This window comes from Nocardioides koreensis, assembly GCF_039531775.1.
Lineage (GTDB): Bacteria > Actinomycetota > Actinomycetes > Propionibacteriales > Nocardioidaceae > Nocardioides > Nocardioides koreensis.
On the sequence record NZ_BAAAQR010000002.1, the window covers coordinates 385,132 to 411,719 of the forward strand.

A 26,588-nucleotide genomic window follows, 5' to 3' on the forward strand; every position below is an offset into this window, starting at 1 on the left:
TCCTTCCTGTTTCTCACTACTGATCGGCCGTGGGGCCGGCTGGCTGCCTGGTGGCGGTGGTGGGGGTGCTGGCTGGTTGGGCGGAGGCGGCCTCGTCGGGGGCCTGCTCCTCGTAGCGGCGCTCGGCCTGGATCAGCTCGGAGAGCCACCGGACCTCGCGCTCGACCGACTCGACGCCGTGCCGCTGGAGCTCCGCGGCGTACCGGTCGACCTCCTTCTGGGTCATCGCCAGCTGGTTCTGGACCCGGTCGAGCCGCTCCTGGAGGCGGGTGCGGCGGCCCTCGAGCACGCGCAGCCGGATCTCCATGTCGGTGCGACCGAAGAAGGCGAAGCGGATGTCGAAGTTGTCGTCCTCCCAGGCGGTGGGACCCACCTCCGACATCAGCCGCTCGAACTCACGGTGGCCGACCTCGGTCACCTGGTAGACGATGCGCGGGCGTCGCGTCACGGGGGTCAGCGTCGCCGCCGCCTCCTCGATCAGCTGCCCCCGGAGCATCTTCTTCAGCGTGGGGTAGAGCGAGCCGTAGGACAGCACGCGGCCCCAGCCGAGCATGAGGTTGAGCCGCTTGCGCAGCTCGTAGCCGTGCATCGGTCCCTCGTGCAACAGCCCCAGGACTGCCAGCTCGATGGTCTCTCCACGACGTGCCATGCGACATATCGTACCGATATATCCAGCTGCGGTGAACCAGATGGGTGTAACGGCGCGCCATGCGGGGGATGCGTACCCTGTTGAGGTCGCCCCCCGCCGACGGGCACTTCGACCTGCCCGTCGAACGCGCCCCCGAGCCCCCGGAGAGCCGAAGTTGAGTGGAAAGCGCAGAGCCCCCGGCTCCGCCGTCAAGACACCCCCCCAGCCCCCCACGAGCAAGAAGACCCGGCTCAAGCGCGTCGGGAAGTGGCTGCTCGTGGCAGCGCTCGCGGGGAGCCTGCTGCTGGCGGGTGGGCTCTTCTACCTCTACAAGACCATCGACATCCCGGACCCGAACAAGGACTTCCGGACCCAGACGTCGTTCGTCTACTACGCCGGCGGCAAGACCCAGCTCGGCCAGTACGCCACGCAGAACCGTGACTCGATCCCGCTCAAGGAGATCCCCCAGAAGATGCAGGACGCGGTGGTCGCCGCGGAGAACCAGAGCTTCTGGACCGACAAGGGCATCGATCCCAAGGGCATCCTCCGGGCGGCCTTCAGCAACGCGCGCGGCAACTCCAAGCAGGGCGCGTCCACGATCACCCAGCAGTACGTCAAGATCCTGTACCTCACCCAGGAGCGCTCCTACAAGCGCAAGGTGAAGGAAGCGATCCTGTCGCTGAAGATCCAGCAGCAGCTGAGCAAGTCCGAGATCCTCGAGGGCTACCTCAACACCATCTACTTCGGTCGGGGCGCGTACGGCGTCCAGGCCGCCGCGCGGGCCTACTTCGACAAGGACGCCAAGGACCTGAGCCTCAAGGAGTGCGCGGTCCTGGCGAGCGTCCTGAACAACCCGACGCTGTTCGACCCCGCCAACGGCAAGGACGCGAAGGCGAACCTCAAGGAGCGCTACGCCTACGTCCTCGGCGGCATGGCGCACATGGGGAACATCTCCGCCGACCAGGCCGACCGGGCCGAGCGCCACCTGCCGGACTTCCCGGAGATCGAGGCGCAGAGCCAGTACGGCGGCCAGAAGGGCTTCATGCTCGCGATGGTGCGCGACGAGCTGCACTCGCTGGGCTACACCGACGAGCAGATCGAGGGCGGCGGCCTCCGGGTCACCACGACGTTCACTCCCAAGGCGATGGAGGCGGCCAAGCAGGGCGTGATGGAGGCCCGGCCGGACGGCTTCTCCGACAAGCAGCTGCACGTCGCGGTGGCCAGCGTCGAGCCGGGCACCGGCGCGCTGCGCGGCTTCTACGGCGGCCAGGACTACCTGCAGTCCCAGATCAACTGGGCCGAGACCGGCGGCGCGCCGGGGTCCTCCTTCAAGCCGTTCGCGCTGGCGGCCGCGCTGAAGGCCGGGTTCTCGCTCAAGGACACCTTCGAGGGCAACTCGCCCTACTACTACAACGGGCAGGACACCGGCGACCGGGTGCGCAACGAGGGCACCGGCCCCGACGGCCTCGGCAACGACTACGGCTCGGCGGTCAACCTGATCACCGCGACCGAGGAGTCGATCAACACCGCGTACGCCGACCTCACCGTGTCGATCCCCGACGGCCCGGACAAGATCCTCGAGACCGCGAACGACCTGGGCATCCCGAAGTGGGACAAGAAGGCCAGCGGGTACAACCACCTCGACAACAGCCCCGGGCTCGAGCCCGTCACCGGCATCGCCCTGGGCTCGGCGACGGTCGCGCCGATCAACATGGCCAACGCCTACGCGACGATCGCCAACGGTGGCCAGCGCGCCGACGTCCACGTCATCGACAAGGTCGTCAACAAGAGCGGCGAGACCGAGTGGTCGTACAAGCAGTCGACCAAGGACGTCCTCAGCGAGGACATCGCCGCGGACACCTCCTACGCCCTGCAGCAGGTGGTCCAGCACGGCACCGGAACCGCTGCCCTCGGGCTCGGCCGGCCGGCGGCCGGCAAGACCGGCACCGCCACCAACGGGGACGACGACGTCTCCTCCGCCTGGTTCGTGGGGTACACCCCGCAGCTGTCCACGGCCGTCATGTACGTCCGCGGCAAGGGCAACGAGCAGCTCGACGGCTGGCTGCCGTCGTACTTCGGTGCCGACTACCCGGCCGACACCTGGACCGCGGTGATGAAGCGGGACATGGAGGGGCTGGCCGTCGAGGACTTCCCGCCGCCGGCGAACGTCGACGGCACCGCGCCGGCGACGGGACACGAGCCGTACACGCCGCCGCCGTCCCCGACCCAGGCGCCGCCGACCCGGTCGCCGTCGCAGACCCCGAGCAGCTCGCCGAGCGACTCGTCGACGGTGAAGCCGACGCCGCCGGGCCAGACCAACACCCACCCGCCGTCGCCCAGTGACCCGTGCGGCGTCCTCGGCTGCCCGTCGGACTCGCCGTCCGACTCGACGTCGAGCTCGCCCACGCAGTCGCCGTCCCAGCCCGGGAAGCCCAGCAAGTCACCCAGGACGATGGCGTCGACGGAGCCGCGCCGGTACTCGGGGCAGTGAGCGCCGGGGAGGGCGACGCGCGGGTCCACCCGACGTTGGACGACCCCGTCGTCGCCGCCCTGAGCGAGGGCGTCGGCGGGCCGGTCGGTGAGCACGCCGGCCGGCACCGGTGGTGGACACCGGTCCGCGTCGTGCTGGCGCTGACCGCGGTCTGCCTCTCCCTGGGCATGCTGCAGAAGACCTCCTGCTACGAGGACTCCTGGCGCAACGGGGACGCTCGCTACTCCCACATGTGCTACTCCGACCTGCCCTACCTCTACACCGACCGGGGGTTCGTCGAGCTGAACTGGCCCTACACCGACGACTCGCAGGTGCGGGCGCGCTACGACGTCATGGAGTACCCGGTCGGGATCTCCTACTGGGCGTGGGGGACGGCCTGGGTGACCCACTGGCTGAGCGGGTCGCCGGACATCGAGCCGAGGTACGGCCAGTCACCCCAGGCCCTGGCCGCGGACAAGGACGTGACCGCGGAGTCCCGGCTCTTCGTGGCGGTGAACGCCGTGGGCCTGGCGGCCGTCGGGATCCTGGCGGCCTGGTTCCTCAGCGGGGTGAACCGGAACCGGCCCTGGGATGCCGCGATCTTCGCGCTCTCGCCGGCGCTCGCGCTGACCGCGCTGGTCAACTGGGACCTGCTGGCGGTCGGCCTGGTCGCCGGCGCGCTCTGGGCGTGGTCGCGGGACCGGCCGGTGCTGACCGGCGTGCTCATCGGGCTCGGGACCGCCACCAAGCTCTACCCGCTGTTCCTGCTCGGTGGCCTGCTGGTGATCTGTGCACGGCAGCGCCGGTGGCGCTCCTTCGCGCTGGCGACCGGCTCGGCGGTGGCCGCCTGGGTGCTGGCCGACCTCCCCGCCTACCTCACCGGACCCGACGAGTGGCGCGTCTTCTGGAGCTTCAACTCCGACCGGGGGGCCGACCTCGGCTCGATCTGGCTGGTCATCGCCCAGGCCACCGACGGCACCGTCGAGGTGCACACGATCAACGCCGTGTCGTGGCTCTTCTTCGGCGCCTGGTGCCTGGGGGTGCTGCTGCTCGGCCTGCTGGCACCGGCCACGCCGCGCCTGGCCCAGCTGGGCTTCCTCGTGGTGGCCGGCTTCCTGCTGGTCAACAAGGTCTACTCGCCGCAGTACGTGCTGTGGCTGCTGCCGCTGGCCGCGCTGTCACGGCCGCGGTGGCGCGACCAGATCGTCTGGCAGGCGGGCGAGGTGCTCTACTTCGCCGCCGTGTGGTGGTACCTCGGCGGCTACCTGGCGCCGGCCTCGGGTGGGGACACCGGCTTCTACTGGGTGGCGGTGCTGCTGCGGATGGCGGCCGAGCTCTACCTGGTCGTCCTCGTCGCGCGCGACGTGCTGCTGCCCCAGCACGACCCGGTGCGCGACTGGGTGCCGGCGCCCCGGCCGTCGAGGAGGCCGTCACTGTCGCTGCCCCGAGGGGTCAGCTGACCAGGACCCGGTCGAACGCGGTGGTGGTGAACCGGACCCGGACGTCGATCTCGTCCCCGATCGCGGGCACGTGGGCGCCGTGCGGCAGGAACAGCATCGAGGCCTGCATGTGCGGCGGCTCCGCGAACAGGCGTTGCTTGCCGTCGATGGAGAAGGGCGAGCGCACGAAGCCGGCCGCGTCGAGGCTGCCCCGGGCCAGGGTGGCGGCCCGGGCCCTGAGCGACGAGCCCCCCGTGGGTGCCTCGAGGCCGATGCCGTGGGCGGTGCCGCCGGTGACCACGAGGATGTGGCCCGACTTCGGCGCGGTGCGGCTCCGGTAGCCGAACACGTCGCCGCGCTCCACCGGGTGCACGTCGAGCACGGTCGAGGTCACCCGCAGCGCGCCGCGGTCGCCGAGCCACAGGTCGGTGCCGATCCGCGGACGGATGGTGAAGTCCGGGTACGCCGCGCGCAGCCGGTCCAGCTCGCCGTGCGTCAGGTGGCTGACCCACACCGTGGTCGCGCCGGTGCCGCCCTCGGGCAGCTCGGCCGCCACGACGTCGTTCATCAGCCGCTGCACCTCCGAGAGGTGCGTGCCCTGCGCCAGGGGCAGGTGCAGGGCGATGCCCTCGAGCCGTGCCCGCGGGTGGTCGTGCAGCATCCGGGCCGCGGTCCACAGGTCCCGTGCCGACAGGCCGTGGCGGAGCATGCTCGTCACCCGCTCCAGGACGAACCGGGCGTCGGGCTGACGGGCCAGGAGGTCGGCGAGGTCGGAGACCCGCCCGACGGTGTGCACCAGCCGTGGCGCCAGCGCGGGGTCGGTCTCCAGGGCGCTGCCGAACGGCCGCCAGGGCGTGAGCACGAGGAGGTCGCCGTGGAAGCGCTGCGCGGCGTGCGGGAGCTCGTCGTACGTTCCGACCGCGAGGGTGTCCCCGCCCAGGCCCTGGTCGTGCAGCCACTGCGCCCTGCGGGCCAGTCGGCCGACGGTGAAGCCGTAGCCGTTGCCCTTGGCGACCGGGACCAGGCCGGGGTTGGCCTCGGCGACCGAGCACAGGTGACGGCGCCAGCGGTCGCCGTCGACGGTGAGGGTCAGGCTCATCCGCGCCGCCTCATGTAGAGGTCGAACGCCTTGTACAGCGGCCGGCTGAGCGGCAGGTCCCACTCGCCGACGTACTCCACGGCCTCGCCGCCGGTGCCGACCTTGAACTGGATCAGGCCTAGGTGCGGGTCGTCGGAGTCCAGCGTCTCGGTGATGCCGCGCAGGTCGTAGACGTCGGCGCCGGCCGCCAGGGCGTCGCGGATCATCGCCCACTGGACGGCGTTGGAGCCGCGGACCTCGCGCTTCTCGGTGGACGAGGCGCCGTAGGAGTACCAGGCGTGGCCCCCCACCCGGATCGCGATCGTGGCGGCGACCAGGTCGTCCTCGTGGCGGCCCAGGTAGAGCCGGATCCGGTCCGGCTCCTCGGCGCCGAGGGCCTCGACCATGGTGCGGAAGTAGGCCAGCGGACGCGGCGTGAAGTGGTCCCGCTCGGCGGTGTGGACGTAGAGCTCGTGGAACGCCGGCAACAGCTCGAGCGCCTCGGCGGCGGTGGTTGACGAGACCACCTCGACGCCCTCCTTGGCGGCCTTCTTGATGTTGCGGCGCCACTGCTGGTTCATGCCCTTGAGCACGTCGTCCTCGGTGCGGGGGGAACCGTCGGCGGCGCGCAGCGGGACCTGGAAGTTGTGCTGCGGCTGGCCGGCCGCGAAACCACCGTCGACGGACTGCCGGATCCAGCCCAGCTCGTCGAGCTGGGAGACCACGCGGGCGCCGGTGTGGTCGCGCTCGGAGGGAGCCAGGTCGCCGAGCCGGCGTACCCCCTCGTCGGCGATGCCCTCCTTGACCTGGGCCGCGGTCCAGCGCCGGGTCACCACGGGCGGGCCCATCCGCACGCCGAACGCGCCCCGGCTCTTCAGGTGTGCGGTCATCGGGGTGAGCCAGGCGGCGAGGTCGTCGTCGGCCCAGTCGATGACCGGGCCCTCCGGCAGGTAGGCGAGGTAGCGCTTGACCCTGGGGAGCTGGCGGTAGAGCACGAGACCCACGCCCACGAGGTCGTCCCCGCGGAGGAAGCCCAGGGACTCCCGGCGCCACTCCGACTTCACCCGGCCCCAGGCCGGGGTCTGCAGGAAGCTCGCGGAGCGACGACCCCGGAGGAAGTCGAGGTGCTCCTCCTCGGTCACGTCGCGCACGGTCAGCGGGGCGGAGGGAGGGGAGGTCACCCGGCGAGGCTACCGGGCCGCCCGGCGCCCGGCCGTCGTGCGGGTCAGCGTGCGCCGGGGCGCACCCCGGGCTGCCCGACCGGGGTCACGGGCGCTCCCGCAGCCCAGCCCTACAGCCGTTCGCGCAGCCAGGCGAAGTCGGCCCGGTGCTCCTCGGCCCCGCCCGGGGTCTCGCACACCACCGGGGCGCCGGCGTCGCGGACCACCGCGGCCAGCAGGTCGGGGTCGATCCGGCCGTTGCCGAAGTTGGCGTGCCGGTCGGCGCCGGAGTCGAAGTCGTCCCGGCTGTCGTTGCAGTGGACCAGGTCGATCCGCCCGGTGATCCGGCGGACGTCCTCCACCACCGTCGCGAGGTCGTTGCCGCCCGCGTGGGCGTGGCAGGTGTCGAGGCAGAACCCGACCATGTCGCGCTGCTCGGTCGTGGAGATCGCCTCCCACACCCCGGCGATCCGCTCGAGGTAGCGGGTCATGGCGTTCTCGCCGCCTGCGGTGTTCTCGATCAGCAGCGGCAGCTTCAGGTCGGTCGCCTCGACGGCCTTGCGCCAGTTGTCGAAGCCCTTCTCGGGGTCGTCGGCCTTGTTGACGTGTCCGCCGTGCACGATCAGCCCCTTGGCGCCGATCGAGGCCGCCGCGTCGACGTGCCGCTGGAGCAGCTTGCGGCTGGGGATCCGGATCCGGTTGTTGGTCGTCGCGACGTTCACGATGTACGGCGCGTGCACGTAGAGGTCGATCCCGGCGGCCTCCGCGTCGGCCCGGAGGCCCTCCGCGCCGCCGGCGTAGGAGAACTCGGGGCCCTTGTAGCCCTGGGGGTCGCCGAGGAAGAACTGCACCAGCGGCGCCTGCCGGGCCTCGGCCTCGGCGATCGGGTCGGTCTGGTCGACGTGGGCTCCGATGCTGATGCTCATCCGGCCATCCTAGGAAGGCCCGGCGGCCCGGCCCGGCCCGGTGCGGCTCCTCGGCCGCGGGAGGACGTCCCCAGGGATGTCCGGAGGATTTCAGGCGCCCCGCCCGCCGCTGCTAGCCTGTGGCGTCCTTGTCTCCGCCCCACCGACGGGGCCGGCAGGCTCGAGACACCCGCCCGCGTCGTACGACTCGTCGCACGACGTGGCCGGGACGCATCGCCCTCCTGCCACGGAGAGACCGTGGTCGCCTTAGTCCAGAGGAGGTGGAGACCGCTTTGCGTGCCTATGAAGTGATGGTCATCCTCGACCCCAGCATCGAAGAGCGCACCGTTGAGACGTCGCTCGACAAGTACCTCAACGTCATCCGCAACGACGGTGGCACCGTGGAGTCCGTCGACGTCTGGGGACGTCGCCGGCTCGCCTACGAGGTCAAGAAGAACGCCGAAGGCATCTACGCCGTCATCAACCTGAGCGCCGAGCCGGCCACGGTCAAGGAGTTCGACCGCCAGCTCAGCCTCAACGAGTCGATCCTCCGCACGAAGGTCATGCGCCCCGACGCTCACTGAGCGTCGGCTGTGGATGAAACCCGTGCGCCTGTCGGTGCCAGCGGCAACGATGGGCGCGGCCCTGATCAGAACTAGCTAGGAGACCGCATGGCAGGCGAGACCGTCATCACCGTGGTCGGCAACCTCGTCGACGACCCGGAGCTGCGCTTCACCCCCTCGGGGGCGGCCGTGGCCAACTTCCGGATCGCGTCGACGCCGCGCACCTTCGACCGTCAGTCCAACGAGTGGAAGGACGGCGACGCGCTGTTCCTGTCCTGCTCGGTCTGGCGGCAGGCCGCGGAGAACGTCGCCGAGTCCCTGCAGCGCGGCATGCGTGTCGTCGTGCAGGGTCGCCTGAAGTCCCGCACCTACGAGACCCGCGAGGGCGAGAAGCGCACCGTCTTCGAGATCGAGGTCGAGGAGGTCGGTCCGTCCCTGAAGTACGCCACCGCGAAGGTCCAGCGCACCACCCGGCAGGGTGGCGGCGGGGGCTACTCCGGCGGCGGGCAGCAGGGTGGCGGCGGCGCCCCGCAGGGCGGCGGCGGCGACGACCCGTGGGCGACCCCGGCTCCGCAGTCCGGCGGTGGCCAGGGCGGCTACGGCGGCGGCCAGCCGTCGGGCGGTCCCGCGGGCAACGACCCGTGGGGTGCTCCCGGCGTGGGCTCCGACGAGCCTCCGTTCTGATCGGTCCTGCTGACCGGATCAGCTCCGGTGGTCGTGAGGCCACCATCGAACAACGACGAATCCCTCAACCATTCCGGCCCAGTACCCACTCTGGGCCGGGCTTCTAGAAAGGAAGCACCACAATGGCCAAGGCAGTGATTCGCAAGCCCAAGAAGAAGGTTTGCCAGTTCTGCAAGGAGAAGGCGACCGGTGTCGACTACAAGGACACCGCCCTGCTCCGCAAGTTCATCTCGGACCGCGGCAAGATCCGCGCCCGTCGGGTGACCGGCAACTGCGTCCAGCACCAGCGCGACGTGGCGATCGCCGTCAAGAACGCCCGCGAGCTCGCCCTGCTGCCCTACACGTCCACCGGTCGCTGAGAGGAGCCGAACAGATGAAGCTCATCCTGACCCAGGAGGTCACCGGTCTCGGTGCCCCCGGTGACGTCGTCGAGGTGAAGGACGGCTACGGCCGCAACTACCTCGTGCCGCGAGGTGTCGCGATCCGCTGGACCCGTGGCGCCGAGAAGACGGTCGAGTCGATCAAGTCCGCCCGCTCCTCGCGTGCGGTCCGCGACCACGACCACGCGGCCCAGATCAAGACCAAGCTCGAGGCCGCGACGGTCAGCGTGAAGGTCCGTGCGGGCGAGGGTGGTCGTCTCTTCGGCGCCGTCACCGTCGCCGAGATCGCCGGCGCGCTCACCGAGGCCACCGGCGAGCAGGTGGACAAGCGCACGATCGTGGTCGACAACCCGATCAAGTCGCTGGGCGCCCACCAGGTCTCGGTCAAGCTGCACGACGAGGTGTCCGCCACGGTGGGCCTCAACGTCATCCCCGGCTGACGACCCACCCCAGCAGCTCAGCTCACGCCTCAGGGGCCGTTCCTCCTTCGGGAGGGGCGGCCCCTGTCGCACGTGCCGGGTCCTCCGCGGGGTCGGCCGGCGGCATCGCCCAGGGGCGGCCGGCGTAGGCGAACAGCAGGCAGATGAGCAGCACCAGCACGAGTCCGGCCGCGACGTAGGACGTGAGCTCGAACGACGTCAGCCCCGCGCCGAAGACCAGTACCGGGAGCAGCGCCACGACGAGCAGGGCGGTCCGCGTCAGGCGCAGCCAGCGCGCCGCCTTGAGGTCGCCGGCCGGTCCGGCGGTGGCGGCCAGGGCATGGCACAGCAGCGCCGCGAACAGCACCTCGGGCAGGTTGGCCGCCCAGCCGAGCGAGGCGTCGGCGTCGTACAGCGCGTCGGTGACCGACGGGAACCACACGACCGCGGAGACGACCCCGGCCAGGGCGCCGAGCCCCAGCAGGCCGTCGCGGTGCGGGACGGCCCTCGGCAGGGAGCGCACCCCGAGCAGGACCAGCAGCCAGCCGACCGGGTCGGGCAGGGCGTCGTACCCGTGGAAGCGGGCCACGAGCACCACGATCACCAGCCCCATCGCGACGGACTGGAGCGGCTTCATGGGCCCAACCTACGTGGCCCGGGCCGGGGTCGCGCGGGCTCCCGTCACCAGCCAGGCGTCCCCCCGCGCGCGGCGCACCAGCACCACGAGCCGGGCACCCATGAACACGCTCGCGAAGGCGACCCAGATCGCGACCAGGCCCGCCGAGGCGACGGCGAGGGCCAGCACGACCGGGGCGTAGACCACCAGGGTCACCAGGCCGCCCCGCGCGAGGTAGCCGCCGTCGCCGGCGCCGATCAGCACGCCGTCGAGCACGAAGACGACGCCCGCCACCGGCTGGCCGGCCGCGGCGACCAGGAGCACCGGGACCAGCAGCCGCTGCACCGCCTCGTCGTCGGTGAAGAGGTGGCCGAGCAGGGGGCTGGCCGCCGCGAGCAGCACCCCGGTCACGACGCCGCTGCGGACCCCCCAGGTCACCATCCGGCGGGTCAGCGCACGGGTGCCGGCCACGTCGCCCGCTCCGAGCGAGCGGCCGGTGATCGCCTGCGCGGCGATGGCGATGGCGTCGAGGGCGAAGGCCAGGAAGGTCCAGATGGTCAGCGCGAGCTGGTGGGTGGCGAGGTCCACCTCCTGGGCGCGGCTGTCGGTCGCGGTCAGGGTGACGGCGTACGTCGTGACCAGCAGGGCCGCCCGCAGGGTCAGCGTGCGGACCACGAGGGCGACGGCCGCGTGGGCGGCGGCGCGGATGCCCGGGAGGTCGGGACGCAGCGGGGCCCCCTCGCGGCGGGCGGCCCGGACGACGACGAGCAGCAGGGCCACGGCGCTGGCCACCTGCGCGAGGACGGACCCGAGGGCCGAGCCGGCGATGCCCAGGCCGGGGATCGGGCCGGCGCCGAAGACGAGGAGCAGGTTGAGGACGATGTTGAGGGCGTTGCCGGCCACCGCGACCACCAGCGGCGTCCGGGTGTCCTGGAGTCCGCGCAGGACCCCTGTCGCGGCCAGCATCACCAGCAGCGGGGTGGTCCCGAGGAACGCGATCCGCAGGTAGGTCGCCGCCGGGCCGGAGACGGCGGCGGAGGCCCCGAACAGGTGCACCAGCGGCTCGGTGAGCAGCACCCCGAGCAGGGTGGTCAGGACCCCGATGCCGATCGCGAGCCACACCCCGTCGATGCCCTGGCTGAGCGCGCCGCGCAGGTCCCCGGCGCCGAGATGCCGAGCGACGCCGGCGGTGGTGCCGTAGGCCAGGAAGACGCAGAGGCCGACCGCGGTCTGCAGGACGGCGCCGGCGATGCCGAGGCCCGCCAGCGGCGCGGTGCCGAGGTGGCCGACGATCGCGGCGTCGGCCAGCAGGAACAGCGGCTCGGCGACCAGGGCGAGGAAGGCGGGGACGGCCAGCCGCCAGATCTCGCGGTCCGCGGAGGTGCGCATGGACACACTCTAGTCACGGTAAGAACCAGATGGTCTGATTGCTCCCAACAGGAACTAGTCACAGCCCCCTGTGGGTAACCATCCCCAACCTGTGGGAATCCCGGGGTCCGGGGGCTTTGTCGACATAGCGGGAGGCGTCCGGAAGGCGTCGGGCCGGTGAACTCGATCCGCGACGAGGTATTTTCTCTCCACAGGTGTGGAGCAACGTTTTCGCAGGTCAGAGGGGTGATGGGGGAGATTTCCCACCCTTTCTCCACAGGTCTCTCCCCAGTGAGTGCACAACTCGTCGCGTGTCGTCCACGACCTTGGGCCTGTTATCCACAGGACCTGTGGACAACGGGCTTCCACCTGGGGTGCTCGGCGACGTACGGTCCGGGGGTCGCCGGCCGGGCCGGCGAGGGCTTCCCGAGTCGCGCGGACCGCGCGCGGGGTGGCCGGACCAGGGCCGCGAGCCCGGCTGTCGGCGGTCGTGACTACCCTCGGCGGTGCTCGAGCGGGGTCGGTTCGCAGAGGATTTCAGGAGGCCCAGGGTGAGCGTTGCGGAGCACGACCGGGGGCGTGACCCGCGGGACCTGGACGAGCCTCCGCTGGAGGAGTGGGGGGACGGTCCGGCGCCGTACGCGCCCGGGGAGCGGCCCACCCGCCCGGGCGACCGCACCCCGCCGCAGGACATGGCCGCCGAGCAGTCCGTGCTCGGCTCGATGCTGCTGTCCAAGGACGCCATCGCCGACGTGACGGAGTCGCTGCGCGGCACCGACTACTACCGGCCGGCCCACGAGACCATCCACGACGTCATCATCGACCTGTACGGCCGCAGCGAGCCGGTCGACATGATCACGGTCGCCGCCGAGCTCCAGCGTCGCGGCGAGCTGCAGCGGATCGGCGGGGCGCCGTACCTCCACACGCTGTCGGCCAACGTGCCGATCGCGGCCAACGCCGGCTACTACGCCGAGATCGTCCGGGAGAAGGCGATCCTGCGAAAGCTCGTCGACGCGGGCACCAAGATCGTGCAGATCGGCTACGCCGGCGAGGGCGAGATCGACGACGTCGTGGACCAGGCGCAGGCCGAGGTCTACAAGATCGCCGACAAGCGCTCGGGCGAGGACTACGTCCCGCTCAGCGACATCATGGACGGCGTCCTCGACGAGATCGAGGCGATCGGCAACCGGGAGGCGGGCCTCTACGGCGTGCCCACCGGCTTCGCCGACCTCGACGACCTCACCAACGGCCTGCACGCCGGCCAGATGATCATCGTCGCGGCGCGTCCCGCGATGGGCAAGGCGCTGGCCCTCGACACGCCCCTCCCGACGCCGACCGGCTGGACGACCATGGGGGAGGTACGGGTGGGCGACCAGCTGTACGACGCCCACGGGCGCCCCACGACCGTGGTGGCGGCCACCGATGTTCTGCTCGACCGGCCCTGCTACGAGGTGGCCTTCTCGGACGGCTCCCGGATCGTCGCCGATGCCGAGCACCAGTGGCTCACCGAGACACGTGCGGCGCGAAAGTCGAAGTGGTCCGCCGATCGGCAGTACAACCGCACCCGCAACCAGCACATCTTCCCGAGCGTTGTCACCACCCGGGAGATCGAGGAGACGCTGAAGGTCGGCGCGGACGGGCGCGCCAACCATGCCGTTCTCAACACCGCCCCGCTCCAGGGCGCGCCGGCCGCGCTCCCGATCGCCCCGTACGTGCTGGGCGCGTGGCTGGGTGACGGCCACAGCCATGGGGCACGCATCACCTGCGAGACCGACGAGATCCCGATGTACCTCGAGGGGCACGGTCTGCGAGTGGAACCTCGGGGCAACATGCTGTTCAGCGTCAAGCTGCCGATCGACGAGCGCCCGGTCGGTGCCGGCGCCTGCCTCGACTGCGGAGCCCGCTGCACGGGGTCACGCCTGTGCCGGGACTGCTACACCGATCACGGCTCCTTCACGGCACTCCTGCGCAAGGCCGGGGTGCTGGGTGCGAAACACATCCCGAGGTCCTACCTGCGTTCGGACGAGACATCGCGGCGAGAACTGCTCGCGGGCCTGATGGATACCGACGGCACCGTGGTCAAGGGCGTGGGCTCGTGCCAGTTCGCCGTCACCAGCAAGCGTCTCGCCGATGACGTCCACGAACTGGTGGTGAGCCTGGGCTACAAGTGCGGACGGACCACGCGACAGGTGCGCGGCCGGTCCGAGGAGACCTCCACCTGCTACATCCTCAACTTCTCCACCACCGACGACGTCTTCCGGCTGAGCCGGAAGCACCTGCTCCACAAGCAGGAACGACCTGCATCGACAGTGCGGATCGGACGCCGCTACGTGACCGCCGTGCGCAAGATCGACAGCGTGCCGGTGCGCTGCGTCCAGGTCGACAACGAGGACCACCTGTACCTCGCGGGCCAGTCGATGATCCCGACGCACAACTCGACTCTGGCTCTGGACTTCTGCCGCGCGGCCTCGATCCACAACAACCTGAGCAGCGTCTTCTTCAGCCTGGAGATGACGCGCTCGGAGATCACCATGCGCCTGCTGTCGGCGGAGGCGAAGGTGCCGCTGAACCACATCCGCAACGGCGCGATGAACGACGACGACTGGGCCAAGCTGGCGCGCAAGATGGGCGAGGTCTCCTCGGCGCCGATGTTCATCGACGACTCCCCGAACATGACGATGATGGAGATCCGGGCCAAGGCCCGCCGGCTCAAGCAGCGTCACGACCTGAAGCTGATGGTCATCGACTACCTCCAGCTGATGTCGTCGGGCAAGAAGGTCGAGTCCCGCCAGCTCGAGGTCTCGGAGTTCTCCCGGCAGATCAAGCTGCTGGCCAAGGAGCTCGAGATCCCGATCATCGCGCTCTCCCAGCTCAACCGTGGCCCCGAGCAGCGCGGCGACAAGCGGCCGATGATGAGCGACCTTCGCGAGTCCGGGTCCATCGAGCAGGACGCCGACATGGTGGTGCTGCTGCACCGCGACGACGTCTACGAGAAGGAGTCGACCCGCCCCGGCGAGGCCGACCTGATCGTCGCCAAGCACCGCAACGGCCCCACCCGGGACATCACCGTCGCCTTCCAGGGCCACTACTCGCGCTTCGTCGACATGGCGCACTGAGCTCGTTGCGTGCTGGGGGTCCGGTCCACGAGAGGCGTGTTCCGCCGCCGCGATCCCGTCGAGACTGATGTGCCGGTGCCGGAGTGATCCTCAGCGGCGCAGCCCGGGCCGCAGCGCCACAGCACAGACTGCGGCGCCGCTGAGCGCTACCCCCAGCCACACCGTTCGCACGGGGTCCGGGAAGTCGCCGATCGGGTAGAGGGTGCCCCAGCTGAACAGCCCCGCGAACGTCACCGGCGCCACCACAGTGAGGGCGACCACCGGCGCGAGCAGCGCGCCGGGTGCCTGCACGAGCCGTCGGGAGGCCAGGGCCGCGGAGCCAGCGACGAGCAGGAGGGTGGCGCCGCCCAGCAGCCACCAGCCCGGCCGCACGAACGGGACGTCGCCGGGTCGCAGCGCCACCACCACGGCCCAGACCGACAGCGGCAGCAGCATCACACCGAGTCGGGCGGTCCGCCGCCAGCCCGCGCCACGCGGCGTCACCGCCACCACCGGAAGGGCGTCCTCGTCGTAGACGAACGCGGCCGCTCCGGCACAGCAGGCGAGAACGGTGGGGGCGAGCACCCCGGCCACGTCCGGCCAGCGCACCACGAGCAGTGCGGTGGCGGCGGCTGCTGCGCAACACGCGAGGACGGGGAGCCAGGCGACGCCGTGACGGAGGTACCAGAGCCGGGCGCTCAACCCGTCACCCTCGACGGGATCGGGTCGGAGTCCCGGTTGTCGTGGTTGCCTGTCGTGGCTGCCAGGGCGAAGAGCACGAGCGCGGTCGCCGCGACAGCCGCGACGAGAGCGTGGAACCGCGGTGTCCGGGCGGTGCGGTCGTGCCACATCGCGCCCAGCACCGCGAGGGCGCAGAGGGCCAGCATGTAGCCCAGGTAGGCGCCGGGGTTGCCGGCGATCAGCGTCTGGGTGCCGTCAGCGTTGTCGCCGGTGTGGAAGATCGCCCACGGCACCCAGAGCCGCCACTCGGAGCTGCTGGTCTCGAGGAGCGGGGTCTGTCCGAGCAGGCTCACCACGATGAGGGCCACCACCGCCATGGCCGATGCACCCCGGAACCGGAGCCAGCGGCCGGTCAGGACGCCCAGCAGCGCACCGCCGAGACACGCGGTTGGGCACATCAGCAGGATGCTCCACACCTGCCAGTCGGGCAGCGTGCCGAACCACCACTCCTGCGGGGCCACGCCCTGAACCTGCGCGACGACGACCAGGACGACCGAGAACGCCAGCCCGGCCAGGAACGCCGGGATGCCGGTCGCGGCGAGCGCGAGCGTCCGGCGAGCCTCGGTGCCCGGGGCCGTGGCGACGGCCTCGACGGCGACGTCGGTGGAGCTGGTGAGCCGCGCGGCGGCGATGACGCTGGTCAGGCCGATGTAGAACGCGCCCAGCAGCGGGATCGTGAGCACGACCGGGACTCCCTCCTCCTCGTTGGTGGCGAGGAAGAGCCCCAGCACGACGAAGGCGAGGACGACACCGAGCAGGAAGACGGGGTGACGCGCCATCCGGCGCGCCTCGATGACGGCCATCGCACGGTGACCGGCGAGGCCGGACGCGGGCACGGAAAGACTGCTCATGGTCGCTCCAGGTGTGGTGGGCATGAGTGGTACCGGCAGGTCAGGCAGGTGCGCGGAGCCGCTGCGCATCAGGGCCGAGCATCAGCAGGTAGGCGTCCTCGAGGGTCGGCTCGGCGGGGTCCGCGCCGGTCGGCGGCGTACCGCCGACCACGTGGTGGCGACCGGTGCCGGTCCGCCAGCTGACCAGCGCGTCGTCGCCGGGCTCGTCGGCCAGCCAGACCCGACCGACGGCGGTGGCGACCAGGTCGGTGGCGGCGCCGTCGAAGCGCACCGTCCCGCCCGCGAGCACGACCACGCGTTCGCAGAGGGCCGCGACGTCCTCGGTCTGGTGGGTGGACAGCAGCACGGTCGAGCGGTGGCCGAGGGTGGAGAGCGTGCGCCGCAGGTCGGCGCGCTGTGCCGGGTCGAGGCCGGCGGTCGGCTCGTCGAGCACGATCAGCCGCGGGTCGCCCAGCAGCGCCTGGGCCAGCCCGACCCGCCGGCGCTGCCCGCCGGAGAGCCGGCCCACCCGGACCGTCGCCTGGTCGGTGAGGTCGACGAGGCTGAGCACCCGCCGCACCTCCCGGACGCGGCGCTCCCGGTCGTTCCACTCCTTGAGGACGGCGACGTACTCGACGAACCCGAAGGCGGTCATGTCCGAGGGGTAGCCGAGCTCCTGCGGCAGGTAGCCCAGCTCCCTGCGCACGGCGGTCACGTCCGCCTGGGAGCCGTGTGGATCGCGCCCGAGCAACCGCACCTGCCCGCTGTCGGCGGCGATGGAGGTGGCGACGATGCGCAGCAGCGTGGTCTTGCCGGCGCCGTTGGGGCCGAGCAGCCCCGTCACGCCGTGGTCGAAGGTGAGGTCGACGTCGGCGAGGGCGTGCTTGCGGCCGTAACGCTTGCCCACGCCGGTGAGCTCGACCGTGCCCCTGGGGACGTTCACAGCGCCACCCCCCGCCGCCGGTCGATGCCGAGTCGGACCGCGATGACCGCACAGGCGGCCACGGCCAGTGCGAGGTAGGCGCCCTGTTGAGCGGCTTCGACCGGCCAGGCCGGGTCCAGGCCGGCGCGCGTCGAGGCGACCACGACGGAGGACCAGCCGAGCAGCACGACCGTTGCCGCGGCCCGGGGGCCGACGAACCCGGCCAGCGCCAGCAGCACCGGCACCAGGGCCAGGGCCGGGCCCAGCCACGCGGCGGCCAGCCACCGAGGCCCGGGGAGTGCGAGACCGAGCAGGGCGGTGACCGGCAGCACCGACACCAGGACCGCGATCGTGCGCAGCAGGATCAGCCTGGTGCGTCCGTAGGCCGCGGTGGCGACCAGCGCCTCGAGCGGGTCCTGGCGCGGGCCGTAGGCGGTGGCGACCCCGAGCACCGGCGCCAGCGGGGCAACGAGGAGGAACGGCGCGAGCGCCGTACCGCCGGACAGGTAGGCGGCGAGGGTCGCGAAGGACAGGGACAGGAAGGCCCCGACCAGCCAGGCACCGCGCAGGGAGGCGGCGGCGGCGAGCAGCACCGCCGTCGACTCCGGGAGCCCGAGCCGCCTGGCCAGCCGGATGGGGACCGGGAGGGGCGGACGCTCGATGGCGTCGCGGATGCCGGCCCACGTGCGCTCGACCAGCTGCGGCTCGAGCAAGTGGCCCACCGCCGCCCGGCAGGCCTCGCATCGGCTCACGTGCTGCTCGACCGAGGCGCCGGTGACGGCGTCGAGGTCTCCGGCGAGGTAGCTCGCCAACAGCGCCGGGTCGGCGTGCCAACCCTGGGTCCCGGTGGTCATCGCCATCCCTCCTGCGGCTCGGTGAGCGCGGTCCTCAGCTGCGCCTTCGCGCGGTGGAGCCGCGTCTTCACGGTGTTCTCGCGGACGCCGAGCAGGCGCCCGGCCTCCTTGGTGGTCAGGCCGTCGAGCACGACCGCCTGCACGACCGATCGGAACTCCGGCGACAGGCGCCGCAATGCCGCGGCCAGGTCGCCGTACTCCACACCGAGGAGCACCAGGTCCTCGGCGGACGGCAGCACCTGCTGCGGCGCTGCCGGCACGTCCCAATCGGGAATCAGCACCACGTCCTTGCGAGACCGCAGCCGCGACACCATCCGCCGGAACGCGATGCCCCACAGCCACGCACCGACCTCGCCGTCGTGACGGAACCGCCGCGCGTCCTTCCAGAGCGCGACGAAAGTGTCCTGCACGACCTCGACGACGACCTCGGGATCGTTGCAGCGGCGGATGAGCCGGGCGTGCAGCCAGGCGCCGTGCCGCTCGTACAGCTCCCGCAGCGCGCCAGCGTCCTTGTCCGCGACCGCGGCGACCAGGGCCGCGTCGGTCACGAACGGGGTGGTGCTCATGACCTCATTGTCGCCACGCCGACCTGGTTTGGTTCCCGGCTGCCGACGTCAAGACCTGGGATTGGGAGACCTCCTGCCGGCCCTCGGCTGCCCGTCTCCGCCCGGATCGAGTAGTCGTGCACCACGACGTCTCGCCGTACGACACCGTGCGTCGACCAGACGGCTCACTTGTCGTCCTGGACTGGGACTTCGCCCGGCCCGGAGACCCGATCGAGGATCTGGCCCGGGCGGCGTGGCGTTGGGTCAGCCCCCGAGGAGGTCGGCCGCGGCACGGGCGGCCAGGAACAGTCCGGCGGCGATGCACGCGAGGGCGATCAGGGCTCGCAGGTGTGCGGCGTGGATGCGGGTGGCCACGACGGCGCCGACCGCCGTGCCCACCGCGGCGAGCACGCCGAGGGTCGTGCCGAGGGCCACGTCCGTGAGACCGGCCTGGAGGTAGCCGATGGAGCCGGAGATCACCACGGGGAGCTGCGCGGCCTGGCTCACCGCCACCGCCTTCACCGGTGTGATGCCCAGCGCCAGCAGAAGAGGCACGAGCAGGACCGGCCCGCCGGTGCCGGTCAGCGCGGACCCGAACCCGACCACAGCTCCGATCCCGACGAGCTCTGCGGTGCGCAGCTCCCTCCCCGCCTCTCCCTCGGCGGGGTCGGTGCCGGGACGCAGCTGCCGGGCTCCGACGTACAGAGTCAGCGTCGCCATGGCGAGCAGCACCACCGTCGCGGGAAGGAGCACGTTGGCCGCTGCCCCGACGAATGCTGCGGGGACGATGCCGATCGCCAGGCGCAGGAGCATCGGCCACGGGACGACACCCCGCCAGGAGTACGCCGCAGTGCCCACGACGCCGGTGAAGATGAAGGCCCAGGTGCTGGTTGCCGTGGCCTCGTGCGCGGTGAGTCCTCCGACCGCCACCAGCAACGGTGGCAGGAGGACGCCCCCCACGCCGACCATGCCGATGAGCATGCCGACGACACCGGCGGCGACAGCCAGTACGAGTGCCACGAGACCACCCTTCGGGGACAGAGCGCCCGGCCACGCTAGCGGTCACGCGCCCCACCGGGTGCTCGAGCGAGCCCGTCGGCGAGCGGCTCAACTCAGGCGCTCGACAGGATGACGAGCCGCTGGGTCGCCCGGGTCATCGCGACGTAACGGTCGACGGCTCCCTCGATGCCGGTGCCGAAAGTGTCCGGATCGATGAGGACGACCAGGTCGAACTCCAGGCCCTTGGACAGCTCGGGTGTCAGCCACCGGACGCGGGAGCTGGTCCGGAGCATGTCGTCCTCGAGCTCGCTGATGCCGATGACGCAGGCGATCCCGTCGGCGTGCTCGGCGAGCCACGAGTCGAGGACCGGGCCCAGGTCCGACACGGGTCCGTGCACGACGGGTACGCCGGTGCTGCGGATCGAGGTCGGCACGTTGGCGTCGGGGAGCACGCCCCGGATGACCGGCTCGGCCGCGGCCATGACCTCCTCCGGCGTGCGGTAGTTGATGCTCAGCGACGCCAGGTCGACGTGGTCGAGCCCGATCCGCCGGAGCCGCTCCTGCCACGACTCGGAGAACCCGTGCCGGGCCTGCGCGCGGTCCCCGACGATGGTGAGGCTGCGGGACGGGCAGCGGAGCAGCAGCATCTGCCACTCGGCGTCGGTCAGCTCCTGGGCCTCGTCGACGACGAGGTGGGCGAACGGTCCGGCGAGCGAGTCCGGGTCGGCGCTCGACAGCGCGGACTCGTCGACCAGGATGCTCTGCGCGTCCGACACGCGCAGCATCGACATCACCTGCATCTCGGAGTCGTCGGTCGCGACCAGGTGGTCGACCACGTGGGCCATCTCCTCCCGCTCGGCGGCGACGGCGGCCTCGTGCCGGTGCTTGCGCCGGGACGCCTCCGGGTCGCCGAGGCGTTGCCGGGCCGCGTCCAGGAGCGGCAGGTCGGAGACCGTCCAGGCCTGCGGGTCCGTGCGCTGCAGCCTGCGGACCTCCTCGGGGTCGAGCCAGGGCGCGCACCTGCGCAGGTAGGCGGGCACCGTCCACAGGTCCCCGACGAGGTCGGTGTACTCGAGCAGCGGCCAGGCCCTGGTGAAGGTGTCGACCAGCTCCGCGTTCTGCCGCAGGGACCTGCGGACCAGGTCCGGCGACACGTCCTCGTCCTCGTGCTTGTCGACGAGGATCGCGAGCAGCTCGCCCCAGACCTGGTCGCGCGCCTCGTTGTGCGGGGTGCCGGGGTCCACCGACGCGAACGCCTCCGCCCACTCGTCGGCGCTGAGCCAGACGTCGGCCCAGTGGGTCTCGACCACCATCCCCTCGGTCGGTGGCTCCTCGTAGAGCCGGACGGCCGGCTCGATGGCCCGCACCATGTCGGCGGACGCCTTCAGGCGCGCCACCTCGGCGTCGGCCTCGGGCGCGGCTGCGGCGCCCTCGGGGACGAGGTCCCGGACGGTGCAGGTCTGCACGCCCTCCTCGCCGAGGCTGGGCAGCACGTCGGCGACGTAGGCCAGGTAGGGCTGGTGCGGACCGACGAAGAGCACACCACCCCGCCGGTGCCCGAGCCGCGGGTCGGAGTAGAGGAGGTACGCCGTGCGGTGCAGCGCGACGACGGTCTTGCCCGTGCCGGGGCCACCGTCGACGACGAGGGCGCGCCGGGAACCCGCCCGGATGATCGCGTCCTGGTCGGCCTGGATGGTGCCGAGCACGTCGCGCATCCGCGGTGACCGGCTGCTGCCCAGGGTGGCGATGAAGGCGGACTGGTCGTCGAGCGCAGCGGCGTGCCCGCCGAACCCGTCCGCGGTGAACACCTCGTCCCAGTAGTCGCTGACCCGGCCCCGGGTCCAGTGGTACCGGCGGCGGCTGGCCAGCCCCATCGGGTTGGCGTGGGTCGCGCCGAAGAACGGCTCGGCCGCGGGCGAGCGCCAGTCGACGAGCAGCCGACGACCCGCGGAGTCGGTGAGCCCGAGCCGCCCGACGTACACGGGCTCGGTGTCATCCGCGCTCACCATGTGGCCGAGGCACAGGTCCAGCCCGAAGCGACGCAGGGCGCGCAGCCGCCCGGTCAGCCGGTGCACCTCCTGGTCGCGGTCGAGGGCCTGCTGGCCGGTCCCTCCGGGCGCCCTGCGCGCGGCGTCGAGACGCAGCGACAAGTCGGTGATCGACCGCTCGAGGCTCTCCGCGATGGCCCCGAAGTGCTGCTCGTCGCCGGCGATCAGTGCCGGGTCGGCCTTGGGCGCGAGGTGACCGGACAGGTCGAAGGCACTGGTGCTCACGCGGTCCACGTCATCGGCCCCATCTCACAGCTCCCCACCCGTGGAAAATCGGCTACGGCCGGCGATTCTGGAGCCTGACAGGGGTCTTGCCGCAAGCCCCCCGGTGCGCTATACGTTGGAAATGGAAGGGAGTGCGACTCCCTTCCGTCCTGCGTCTTGCGGGTCACATGGCCGGTTTCTCTCCCGCCGCCCCGACGCTCTCCCGTCCGCGCTGCGAGGTCTCCGGCGGCCCCTCGGTCTGGCTCTCGTCCTCGTCGGCCGCGGCCATGATCGCCCGGATCGAGGCCAGATCGGGTGCCGAGGGGAAGCCCCAGCCCGGCTCGTAGCCGTAGATCTCGTCGAGGAACCGTCCCTCGGACAGCGTGTCCAGCACCTCGACGGAGTCGGGGCGGATCAGGGCCGGGTGCTCGACGCCGCAGGTCTCGGAGACCTTGAGCAGGTCGCGCCGCAGGGTCTTGACGTAGTTCGTGACCCGCTCGCTCTTGTCGGCCGGGTCCAGTCCGCGGGCGAGCCACGGGTTCTGGGTCGCCACGCCGGTGGGGCACTCGCCGGTGTGGCACTTCTGTGCCTGGATGCAACCGACCGCCAGCATGGCCTCCCGGGCGACGTTCACCATGTCGACGCCGAGCGCGAAGGCCACCACCGCGTTGTCGGGCAGGCCCAGCTTGCCGGCCCCGATGAACGTGACGTCCTGGTGCAGCCCGCGCCGGGCGAACTCGGCGTACACCCGGGCGAAGCCGAGCCGGAACGGCAGCGAGACGGCATCGGTGAAGATCAGGGGGGAGGCGCCGGTGCCACCCTCGCCGCCGTCGACGGTCACGAAGTCCACGCCGCGATCCCCGGCCGCCATCGCGTCGGTCAGCTCGCGCCAGAACCCGAGATCCCCCACGGCCGACTTGATCCCGACCGGCAGGCCGGTCTCGTCGGCCACCCGCTCCACGAAGTCCAGCATCGAGTCGACGTCGTGGAACTCCGCGTGGCGCGAGGGGCTCAGGCAGTCGACCCCCAGGGGCACCCCCCGGGTCTCGGCGATCTCGCGGGAGACCTTCGCCGCGGGGAGCACGCCGCCGAGGCCGGGCTTGGCGCCCTGGCTGAGCTTGATCTCGATGGCCCGGACGGGGGTGGTCGCCACCAGCTCCTTCAGCCTCGCCATGCTGAACCTGCCCTGCTCGTCACGGCAGCCGAAGTAGGCGGTGCCGATCTGGAAGACCAGGTCCGCCCCGTGCCGGTGGTGGGGCGACACGGCGCCCTCGCCGGTGTTGTGCAGGCAGCCGGCGGCCGCGGCCCCCCGGTTGATCGCCTCGATCGCGTTGCCCGACAACGAGCCGAAGCTCATCCCGGACACGTTCACCACGGAGGCGGGCCGGAACGCGTGCCGTCGTCCCCGGGCCTGGCCGAGGACCTTCGCGGAGGGCAGCCTCGCCTCCTGGCCGACCGCGCCGTGGGTCGGGTGGGCGTCGCCGAAGGTCCGGTGGTGGACGATCACGTTGCCGGCGCCGTGCTCGAGGTCGTTGTCGGTGCCGAAGCCGAAGTAGTTGTTCTGCAGCTTGGCCGAGGCGTAGACCCAGCGGCGCTGGTCGCGGCTGAACGGTCGCTCCTCGTCGTTGCCGGCCACGATGTACTGCCGCAGCTCGGGTCCGATCGCCTCCAGCCAGTAGCGGGCATGGCCCACCACCGGGAAGTTGCGCAGGATCGCGTGCCGGCGCTGCACCAGGTCGTGGACGGCCACCGTGCCGATGGCTGCCAACGGAGCCGCTGCCCAACGTCTCTTCATGTCGCGCCCGTACCCACTCCCGGCCTCCGCACGAGCCCGTTCGGCGGATCAGCCCCCGTGGTCGGCGATGTGCACGACCGCGTCGCCGCCGTTGACGACCGGCGCCTCGCTGCGGCCGATCACGATGCCGGTGCGGTCCGCCCGGACCAGCCGCAGCGTGCGGCCGAAGGAGTCGGACAGGCTGCCCAGCCTCTCGCCGTCGCCGACGCGCTGCCCGAGCTGGACGTCGAGGTGGAGGAAGCCGGTGTGCCGGGCGCGCACCCAGCCGCTCTGCCGGCACTCCACGCCTGGCTCGGCCGCGGGCTCGACCGGGTCGACCATGCCCAGCGCGGCGAGCACCCGGCGTACGCCGTCCACCGCGGCGGAGATCGCCCACTCGTCGAACCGCCACGCCTCGCCGCCCTCGTAGAGCAGAACGGTGGCGCCGCGCTCCCGCGCGGCGTGCCGCAGCGACCCGTCCCGGATCCGGGCGTGCAGCATGACCGGCGCACCGAACGCCGCCGCCAGCTCGTGCGTGCGGGGGTCGTCGAGGTCGGCGCGGACCTGCGGCAGGTTCGTACGCCGGTCCGAGCCGGTGTGCAGGTCGATCCCGACCTCGCACTTGGCGACCACCTCGGTCATCATCAGGTGCGCGATCCGGCTCGCCAGCGAGCCGCGGGCCGAGCCCGGGAAGGACCGGTTGAGGTCCCGACGGTCGGGCAGGTAGCGCTCGCCGGTCATCACGCCGAGGACGTTGAGGACCGGTACGGCGATCAGGGTCCCGCGCAGCTCCTTGGGTGAGAGCGAGGTGAGCAGCCGCCGGATGACCTCGACCCCGACGACCTCGTCGCCGTGCGTCGCGGCGTTGACCCACACCACGGGCCCCTCCTCGCGGCCGTGGAGGATCCGGACCGGGAGCCCGACGTCGGCGCCGGTGATCAGCCGGGTGATCGGGAGCTCGAGGTCGCGCGCGGCGCCGGCCCGGACCCGCACCGGCCCGATGGCGAAGGAGTCGCGCGGCATCAGCGACCCCGGTTGCGCCGGCGCACCGACGTCCGGGGCCGGCCGCCGAGGTAGGAGCGGGCCGGGTCGACGACGAAGCCCTGCCGCAGGGCCTCCCGGCCGACCAGCATCCGGAAGCCCATCTGGTCGCGCTGCGAGAGCGTCATCTCGGTGGTGACCGTCCGGCCGACCAGGCCGACCGTCATCTGCACGACGTACCGCTCGGCCTCGTGGCCCGAGGAGCTGCGCACGACGCGGCGGTCGTGGATGCGGCTCTCCACCGTGGTGGCGTCCTCGCGGGAGCCCTGCCAGGGATGGATCGAGTAGCGCACCCAGGCGTCGCCGTCGCGCTCGAACTCGACGATGTCGAAGGCGTGGATCGCCGAGGTGCGGGCGCCCGTGTCGAGCTTGGCCTTCACCCACGGGACGCCGCAGTCGGGGAGACTGACCCACTCCCGCCACCCGGCGATGGTGCACTCAGGAGTCGTCGACACGGGGCCATCCTGTCAGCCCCGGGGCCCGGTCCCCGACAGCACCGACCCGGCACGGACGACCGAGGCGTGACCGCGCCGTATCCAGCGGGGCCACCCCGGTGCTTGAATGGGCGGCCGTCACCCCCGGTCGGCTCAGGATGGGCATGAAGCTAGCGATCCTCTCCCGCGCACCGCGCGCCTACAGCACGCAGCGACTCCGCACGGCCGCGCTCGACCGCGGCCACACGGTCAAGGTCCTGAACACCCTGCGCTTCTCCATCGACCTCTCCGGGGACGAGCCGGACCTGCAGTTCCGGGGCAAGCAGCTGTCGCACTACGACGCGATCCTGCCGCGCATCGGCAACTCGATCACCTACTTCGGCACCGCGGTCGTGCGCCAGTTCGAGCAGATGGACGTCTACACGCCGAACCCGGCGTACGGCATCACGAACAGCCGCGACAAGCTGCGGGCCACCCAGATCCTGTCCCGGCACAACATCGGGATGCCGGCCACGACGTTCGTGCGCGACCGTGCGGACGTGATCCCGGCGATCGAGCGGGTCGGCGGCGCGCCGGTGGTGATCAAGCTGCTGGAGGGGACCCAGGGCATCGGCGTCATCCTCGCCCCCGACCGGAAGGTCGCCGAGGCGATCATCGAGACCCTGCACAGCACCCAGCAGAACGTGCTGATCCAGCGTTTCGTCAAGGAGAGCAAGGGTCGGGACATCCGCGCGCTGGTCGTCGGGGACCGCGTCGTGGCGGCGATGCGCCGGGTCGCGCAGGGCGACGAGTTCCGGTCGAACGTGCACCGCGGCGGCTCGGTCGAGCCGGTGGCACTCGACGAGGAGTACGAGCGGACCGCGGTGCGGGCGGCCCAGATCATGGGGCTGCGCGTCGCCGGCGTCGACATGCTGGAGGGCAACGACGGGCCGCTGGTGATGGAGGTCAACTCCTCGCCCGGCCTCGAGGGCATCGAGACGGCCACCCAGCTCGACGTGGCCGGCGCGATCATCGACCACATCGCCAACCAGGTGGCGTTCCCGGAGATCGACGTGCGCCAGCGGCTCAGCGTCTCCACCGGGTACGGCGTCGCGGAGCTGGTCGTGCACCCGGGTGCCGACATGGTCGGCAAGAAGCTCAGCGAGTCCGGGCTCGACGAGCGCGACATCACCGTGCTCACGCTGCACCGCGGCGCCAACGTGATCCCGAACCCCCTGCACAAGGAGCTGGTCGAGGCCGGTGACCGGCTGCTCTGCTTCGGCAAGCTGGAGGAGATGCGCTCCATGATCCCGACGCGCCGCAGGCGCCGCACCCGGGTCAAGAAGCTGCCCGAACAGCTCATCCACGAGAGCTGAGCGTCGCGCCCCCGGCCGGAGTCCCCCTTGCGGTGA

Annotated in this window: 24 protein-coding genes and 1 pseudogene; 9 read left to right on the forward strand and 16 right to left on the reverse strand. The window is 71.8% G+C overall.

From position 1 onward, the window contains the following. Positions 1 to 16: 16 nt before the first annotated feature. Positions 17 to 649 carry a PadR family transcriptional regulator gene (locus ABD268_RS05960; RefSeq protein WP_344149034.1) on the reverse strand — a complete coding sequence of 211 codons (633 nt, stop codon included), beginning with the start codon at positions 647 to 649 and terminating at the stop codon, positions 17 to 19. Positions 650 to 905: 256 nt separating this feature from the next. Here ABD268_RS05960 and ABD268_RS05965 point away from each other — a divergent pair, with 256 nt between their 5' ends. Together ABD268_RS05965 and ABD268_RS05970 are read left to right on the forward strand one after the other, a co-directional pair. Continuing rightward, the gene (locus tag ABD268_RS05965; RefSeq protein WP_344149037.1) at positions 906 to 3,119 is read left to right on the forward strand and encodes a transglycosylase domain-containing protein; all 2,214 of its coding nucleotides are present in this window, start codon (positions 906 to 908) and stop codon (positions 3,117 to 3,119) included. Continuing rightward, positions 3,116 to 4,558 carry a glycosyltransferase family 87 protein gene (locus tag ABD268_RS05970; protein WP_344149040.1) on the forward strand — a complete coding sequence of 481 codons (1,443 nt, stop codon included), beginning with the start codon at positions 3,116 to 3,118 and terminating at the stop codon, positions 4,556 to 4,558. The genes ABD268_RS05965 and ABD268_RS05970 overlap by 4 nt, the downstream gene beginning before the upstream one ends. Here ABD268_RS05970 and ABD268_RS05975 read toward each other — a convergent pair. The 3 genes from ABD268_RS05975 to ABD268_RS05985 all read right to left on the reverse strand — a co-directional run bounded on the left by ABD268_RS05975 (position 4,551) and on the right by ABD268_RS05985 (position 7,701). Further along, a complete protein-coding gene (locus ABD268_RS05975) occupies positions 4,551 to 5,636 on the reverse strand; it encodes an alanine racemase (protein WP_344149043.1) in 1,086 nt (361 codons plus the stop codon). The genes ABD268_RS05970 and ABD268_RS05975 overlap by 8 nt on opposite strands. After that, positions 5,633 to 6,796: a lipid II:glycine glycyltransferase FemX gene (locus tag ABD268_RS05980; protein WP_344149046.1), complete on the reverse strand. Its 1,164-nt coding sequence runs from the start codon at positions 6,794 to 6,796 to the stop codon at positions 5,633 to 5,635. The genes ABD268_RS05975 and ABD268_RS05980 overlap by 4 nt, the downstream gene beginning before the upstream one ends. Before the next feature lie 110 nt (positions 6,797 to 6,906). After that, positions 6,907 to 7,701, reverse strand: a complete 795-nt coding sequence (locus ABD268_RS05985; RefSeq protein ID WP_344149049.1) for a deoxyribonuclease IV — start codon at positions 7,699 to 7,701, stop codon at positions 6,907 to 6,909. A gap of 272 nt (positions 7,702 to 7,973) precedes the next feature. On the opposite strand from ABD268_RS05985, the gene rpsF reads away from it, so the two are divergent. The 4 genes from rpsF (at position 7,974) to rplI (ending at position 9,747) form a co-directional block, all read left to right on the forward strand. Beyond that, on the forward strand, positions 7,974 to 8,264 hold the full coding sequence (gene rpsF / locus ABD268_RS05990; RefSeq protein ID WP_344149052.1) for a 30S ribosomal protein S6: 291 nt from the start codon (positions 7,974 to 7,976) through the stop codon (positions 8,262 to 8,264). Positions 8,265 to 8,351: 87 nt separating this feature from the next. Beyond that, the gene (locus ABD268_RS05995; RefSeq protein ID WP_344149055.1) at positions 8,352 to 8,927 is read left to right on the forward strand and encodes a single-stranded DNA-binding protein; all 576 of its coding nucleotides are present in this window, start codon (positions 8,352 to 8,354) and stop codon (positions 8,925 to 8,927) included. A 122-nt stretch (positions 8,928 to 9,049) separates the two neighbouring features. Further along, on the forward strand, positions 9,050 to 9,286 hold the full coding sequence (gene rpsR / locus ABD268_RS06000; RefSeq protein ID WP_179661957.1) for a 30S ribosomal protein S18: 237 nt from the start codon (positions 9,050 to 9,052) through the stop codon (positions 9,284 to 9,286). Positions 9,287 to 9,300: 14 nt separating this feature from the next. Next, positions 9,301 to 9,747 carry a 50S ribosomal protein L9 gene (gene rplI / locus ABD268_RS06005; RefSeq protein ID WP_344149061.1) on the forward strand — a complete coding sequence of 149 codons (447 nt, stop codon included), beginning with the start codon at positions 9,301 to 9,303 and terminating at the stop codon, positions 9,745 to 9,747. 22 nt (positions 9,748 to 9,769) lie between these two features. On the opposite strand, the gene ABD268_RS06010 is transcribed toward rplI, so the two are convergent. After that, a complete protein-coding gene (locus tag ABD268_RS06010; protein ID WP_344149064.1) occupies positions 9,770 to 10,363 on the reverse strand; it encodes a hypothetical protein in 594 nt (197 codons plus the stop codon). A gap of 9 nt (positions 10,364 to 10,372) precedes the next feature. Then, a complete protein-coding gene (locus ABD268_RS06015; RefSeq protein WP_344149067.1) occupies positions 10,373 to 11,731 on the reverse strand; it encodes an MATE family efflux transporter in 1,359 nt (452 codons plus the stop codon). 701 nt (positions 11,732 to 12,432) lie between these two features. Between ABD268_RS06015 and dnaB the strand changes: the two genes are divergently transcribed. Continuing rightward, positions 12,433 to 14,826, forward strand: coding sequence for a replicative DNA helicase (gene dnaB, locus ABD268_RS06020; protein ID WP_425573685.1), 2,394 nt, complete (start codon positions 12,433 to 12,435; stop codon positions 14,824 to 14,826). Positions 14,827 to 14,916: 90 nt separating this feature from the next. Here dnaB and ABD268_RS06025 read toward each other — a convergent pair whose 3' ends face one another. From ABD268_RS06025 to ABD268_RS06045, 5 genes are read right to left on the reverse strand one after another with little or no spacing between them, the layout of a single operon-like run. Continuing rightward, positions 14,917 to 15,507, reverse strand: coding sequence for a hypothetical protein (locus ABD268_RS06025; protein WP_344149070.1), 591 nt, complete (start codon positions 15,505 to 15,507; stop codon positions 14,917 to 14,919). Then, positions 15,504 to 16,397 (reverse strand): hypothetical protein, encoded by an 894-nt coding sequence (locus ABD268_RS06030; protein ID WP_344149073.1) that lies wholly within the window; start codon positions 16,395 to 16,397, stop codon positions 15,504 to 15,506. The genes ABD268_RS06025 and ABD268_RS06030 overlap by 4 nt, the downstream gene beginning before the upstream one ends. Positions 16,398 to 16,437: 40 nt before the next feature. Then, the gene (locus tag ABD268_RS06035) at positions 16,438 to 17,319 is read right to left on the reverse strand and encodes an ATP-binding cassette domain-containing protein (RefSeq protein WP_344149076.1); all 882 of its coding nucleotides are present in this window, start codon (positions 17,317 to 17,319) and stop codon (positions 16,438 to 16,440) included. Then, positions 17,316 to 18,152: a zf-HC2 domain-containing protein gene (locus tag ABD268_RS06040; protein WP_344149079.1), complete on the reverse strand. Its 837-nt coding sequence runs from the start codon at positions 18,150 to 18,152 to the stop codon at positions 17,316 to 17,318. Before ABD268_RS06040 ends, ABD268_RS06035 begins: the two co-directional genes overlap by 4 nt. Next, positions 18,149 to 18,718: an RNA polymerase sigma factor gene (locus ABD268_RS06045; protein ID WP_344149083.1), complete on the reverse strand. Its 570-nt coding sequence runs from the start codon at positions 18,716 to 18,718 to the stop codon at positions 18,149 to 18,151. The genes ABD268_RS06040 and ABD268_RS06045 overlap by 4 nt, the downstream gene beginning before the upstream one ends. A gap of 23 nt (positions 18,719 to 18,741) precedes the next feature. Between ABD268_RS06045 and ABD268_RS22805 the strand changes: the two are divergent. Then, positions 18,742 to 18,933, forward strand: a pseudogene (locus ABD268_RS22805) (phosphotransferase); the annotation flags it as partial. Between the two features lie 28 nt (positions 18,934 to 18,961). On the opposite strand, the gene ABD268_RS06050 reads toward ABD268_RS22805, so the two are convergent. The 5 genes from ABD268_RS06050 to ABD268_RS06070 form a co-directional block, all read right to left on the reverse strand. Next, positions 18,962 to 19,717: a sulfite exporter TauE/SafE family protein gene (locus ABD268_RS06050; RefSeq protein WP_344149086.1), complete on the reverse strand. Its 756-nt coding sequence runs from the start codon at positions 19,715 to 19,717 to the stop codon at positions 18,962 to 18,964. A 92-nt stretch (positions 19,718 to 19,809) separates the two neighbouring features. Beyond that, positions 19,810 to 21,978 (reverse strand): RNA polymerase recycling motor ATPase HelR, encoded by a 2,169-nt coding sequence (gene helR, locus ABD268_RS06055; RefSeq protein ID WP_425573681.1) that lies wholly within the window; start codon positions 21,976 to 21,978, stop codon positions 19,810 to 19,812. A 154-nt stretch (positions 21,979 to 22,132) separates the two neighbouring features. Beyond that, the gene (locus ABD268_RS06060; RefSeq protein WP_344149092.1) at positions 22,133 to 23,743 is read right to left on the reverse strand and encodes an FMN-binding glutamate synthase family protein; all 1,611 of its coding nucleotides are present in this window, start codon (positions 23,741 to 23,743) and stop codon (positions 22,133 to 22,135) included. A gap of 48 nt (positions 23,744 to 23,791) precedes the next feature. Next, positions 23,792 to 24,745: a succinylglutamate desuccinylase/aspartoacylase family protein gene (locus tag ABD268_RS06065; protein WP_344149094.1), complete on the reverse strand. Its 954-nt coding sequence runs from the start codon at positions 24,743 to 24,745 to the stop codon at positions 23,792 to 23,794. Then, positions 24,745 to 25,218 (reverse strand): ATP-dependent zinc protease family protein, encoded by a 474-nt coding sequence (locus tag ABD268_RS06070; protein ID WP_344149096.1) that lies wholly within the window; start codon positions 25,216 to 25,218, stop codon positions 24,745 to 24,747. Before ABD268_RS06070 ends, ABD268_RS06065 begins: the two co-directional genes overlap by 1 nt. Before the next feature lie 143 nt (positions 25,219 to 25,361). Here ABD268_RS06070 and ABD268_RS06075 point away from each other — a divergent pair, with 143 nt between their 5' ends. Next, entirely contained in the window at positions 25,362 to 26,552 is a 1,191-nt protein-coding gene (locus ABD268_RS06075) for a RimK family alpha-L-glutamate ligase (protein ID WP_425573682.1), read from the forward strand. Positions 26,553 to 26,588 lie beyond the last annotated feature (36 nt).

Coding starts and splice junctions, on each gene's coding strand:
- ABD268_RS05960 (WP_344149034.1), bottom strand. CDS start 649: ATGGCACGTCGTGGAGAGACCATCGAGCTGGCAGTCCTGGGGCTGTTG.
- ABD268_RS05975 (WP_344149043.1), bottom strand. CDS start 5,636: ATGAGCCTGACCCTCACCGTCGACGGCGACCGCTGGCGCCGTCACCTG.
- ABD268_RS05985 (WP_344149049.1), bottom strand. CDS start 7,701: ATGAGCATCAGCATCGGAGCCCACGTCGACCAGACCGACCCGATCGCC.
- ABD268_RS05995 (WP_344149055.1), top strand. CDS start 8,352: ATGGCAGGCGAGACCGTCATCACCGTGGTCGGCAACCTCGTCGACGAC.
- rpsR (WP_179661957.1), top strand. CDS start 9,050: ATGGCCAAGGCAGTGATTCGCAAGCCCAAGAAGAAGGTTTGCCAGTTC.
- rplI (WP_344149061.1), top strand. CDS start 9,301: ATGAAGCTCATCCTGACCCAGGAGGTCACCGGTCTCGGTGCCCCCGGT.
- ABD268_RS06010 (WP_344149064.1), bottom strand. CDS start 10,363: ATGAAGCCGCTCCAGTCCGTCGCGATGGGGCTGGTGATCGTGGTGCTC.
- ABD268_RS06015 (WP_344149067.1), bottom strand. CDS start 11,731: ATGCGCACCTCCGCGGACCGCGAGATCTGGCGGCTGGCCGTCCCCGCC.
- dnaB (WP_425573685.1), top strand. CDS start 12,433: ATGCTGCTGTCCAAGGACGCCATCGCCGACGTGACGGAGTCGCTGCGC.
- ABD268_RS06030 (WP_344149073.1), bottom strand. CDS start 16,397: ATGAGCAGTCTTTCCGTGCCCGCGTCCGGCCTCGCCGGTCACCGTGCG.
- ABD268_RS06040 (WP_344149079.1), bottom strand. CDS start 18,152: ATGACCACCGGGACCCAGGGTTGGCACGCCGACCCGGCGCTGTTGGCG.
- ABD268_RS06045 (WP_344149083.1), bottom strand. CDS start 18,718: ATGAGCACCACCCCGTTCGTGACCGACGCGGCCCTGGTCGCCGCGGTC.
- ABD268_RS06060 (WP_344149092.1), bottom strand. CDS start 23,743: ATGAAGAGACGTTGGGCAGCGGCTCCGTTGGCAGCCATCGGCACGGTG.
- ABD268_RS06065 (WP_344149094.1), bottom strand. CDS start 24,745: ATGCCGCGCGACTCCTTCGCCATCGGGCCGGTGCGGGTCCGGGCCGGC.
- ABD268_RS06075 (WP_425573682.1), top strand. CDS start 25,362: ATGAAGCTAGCGATCCTCTCCCGCGCACCGCGCGCCTACAGCACGCAG.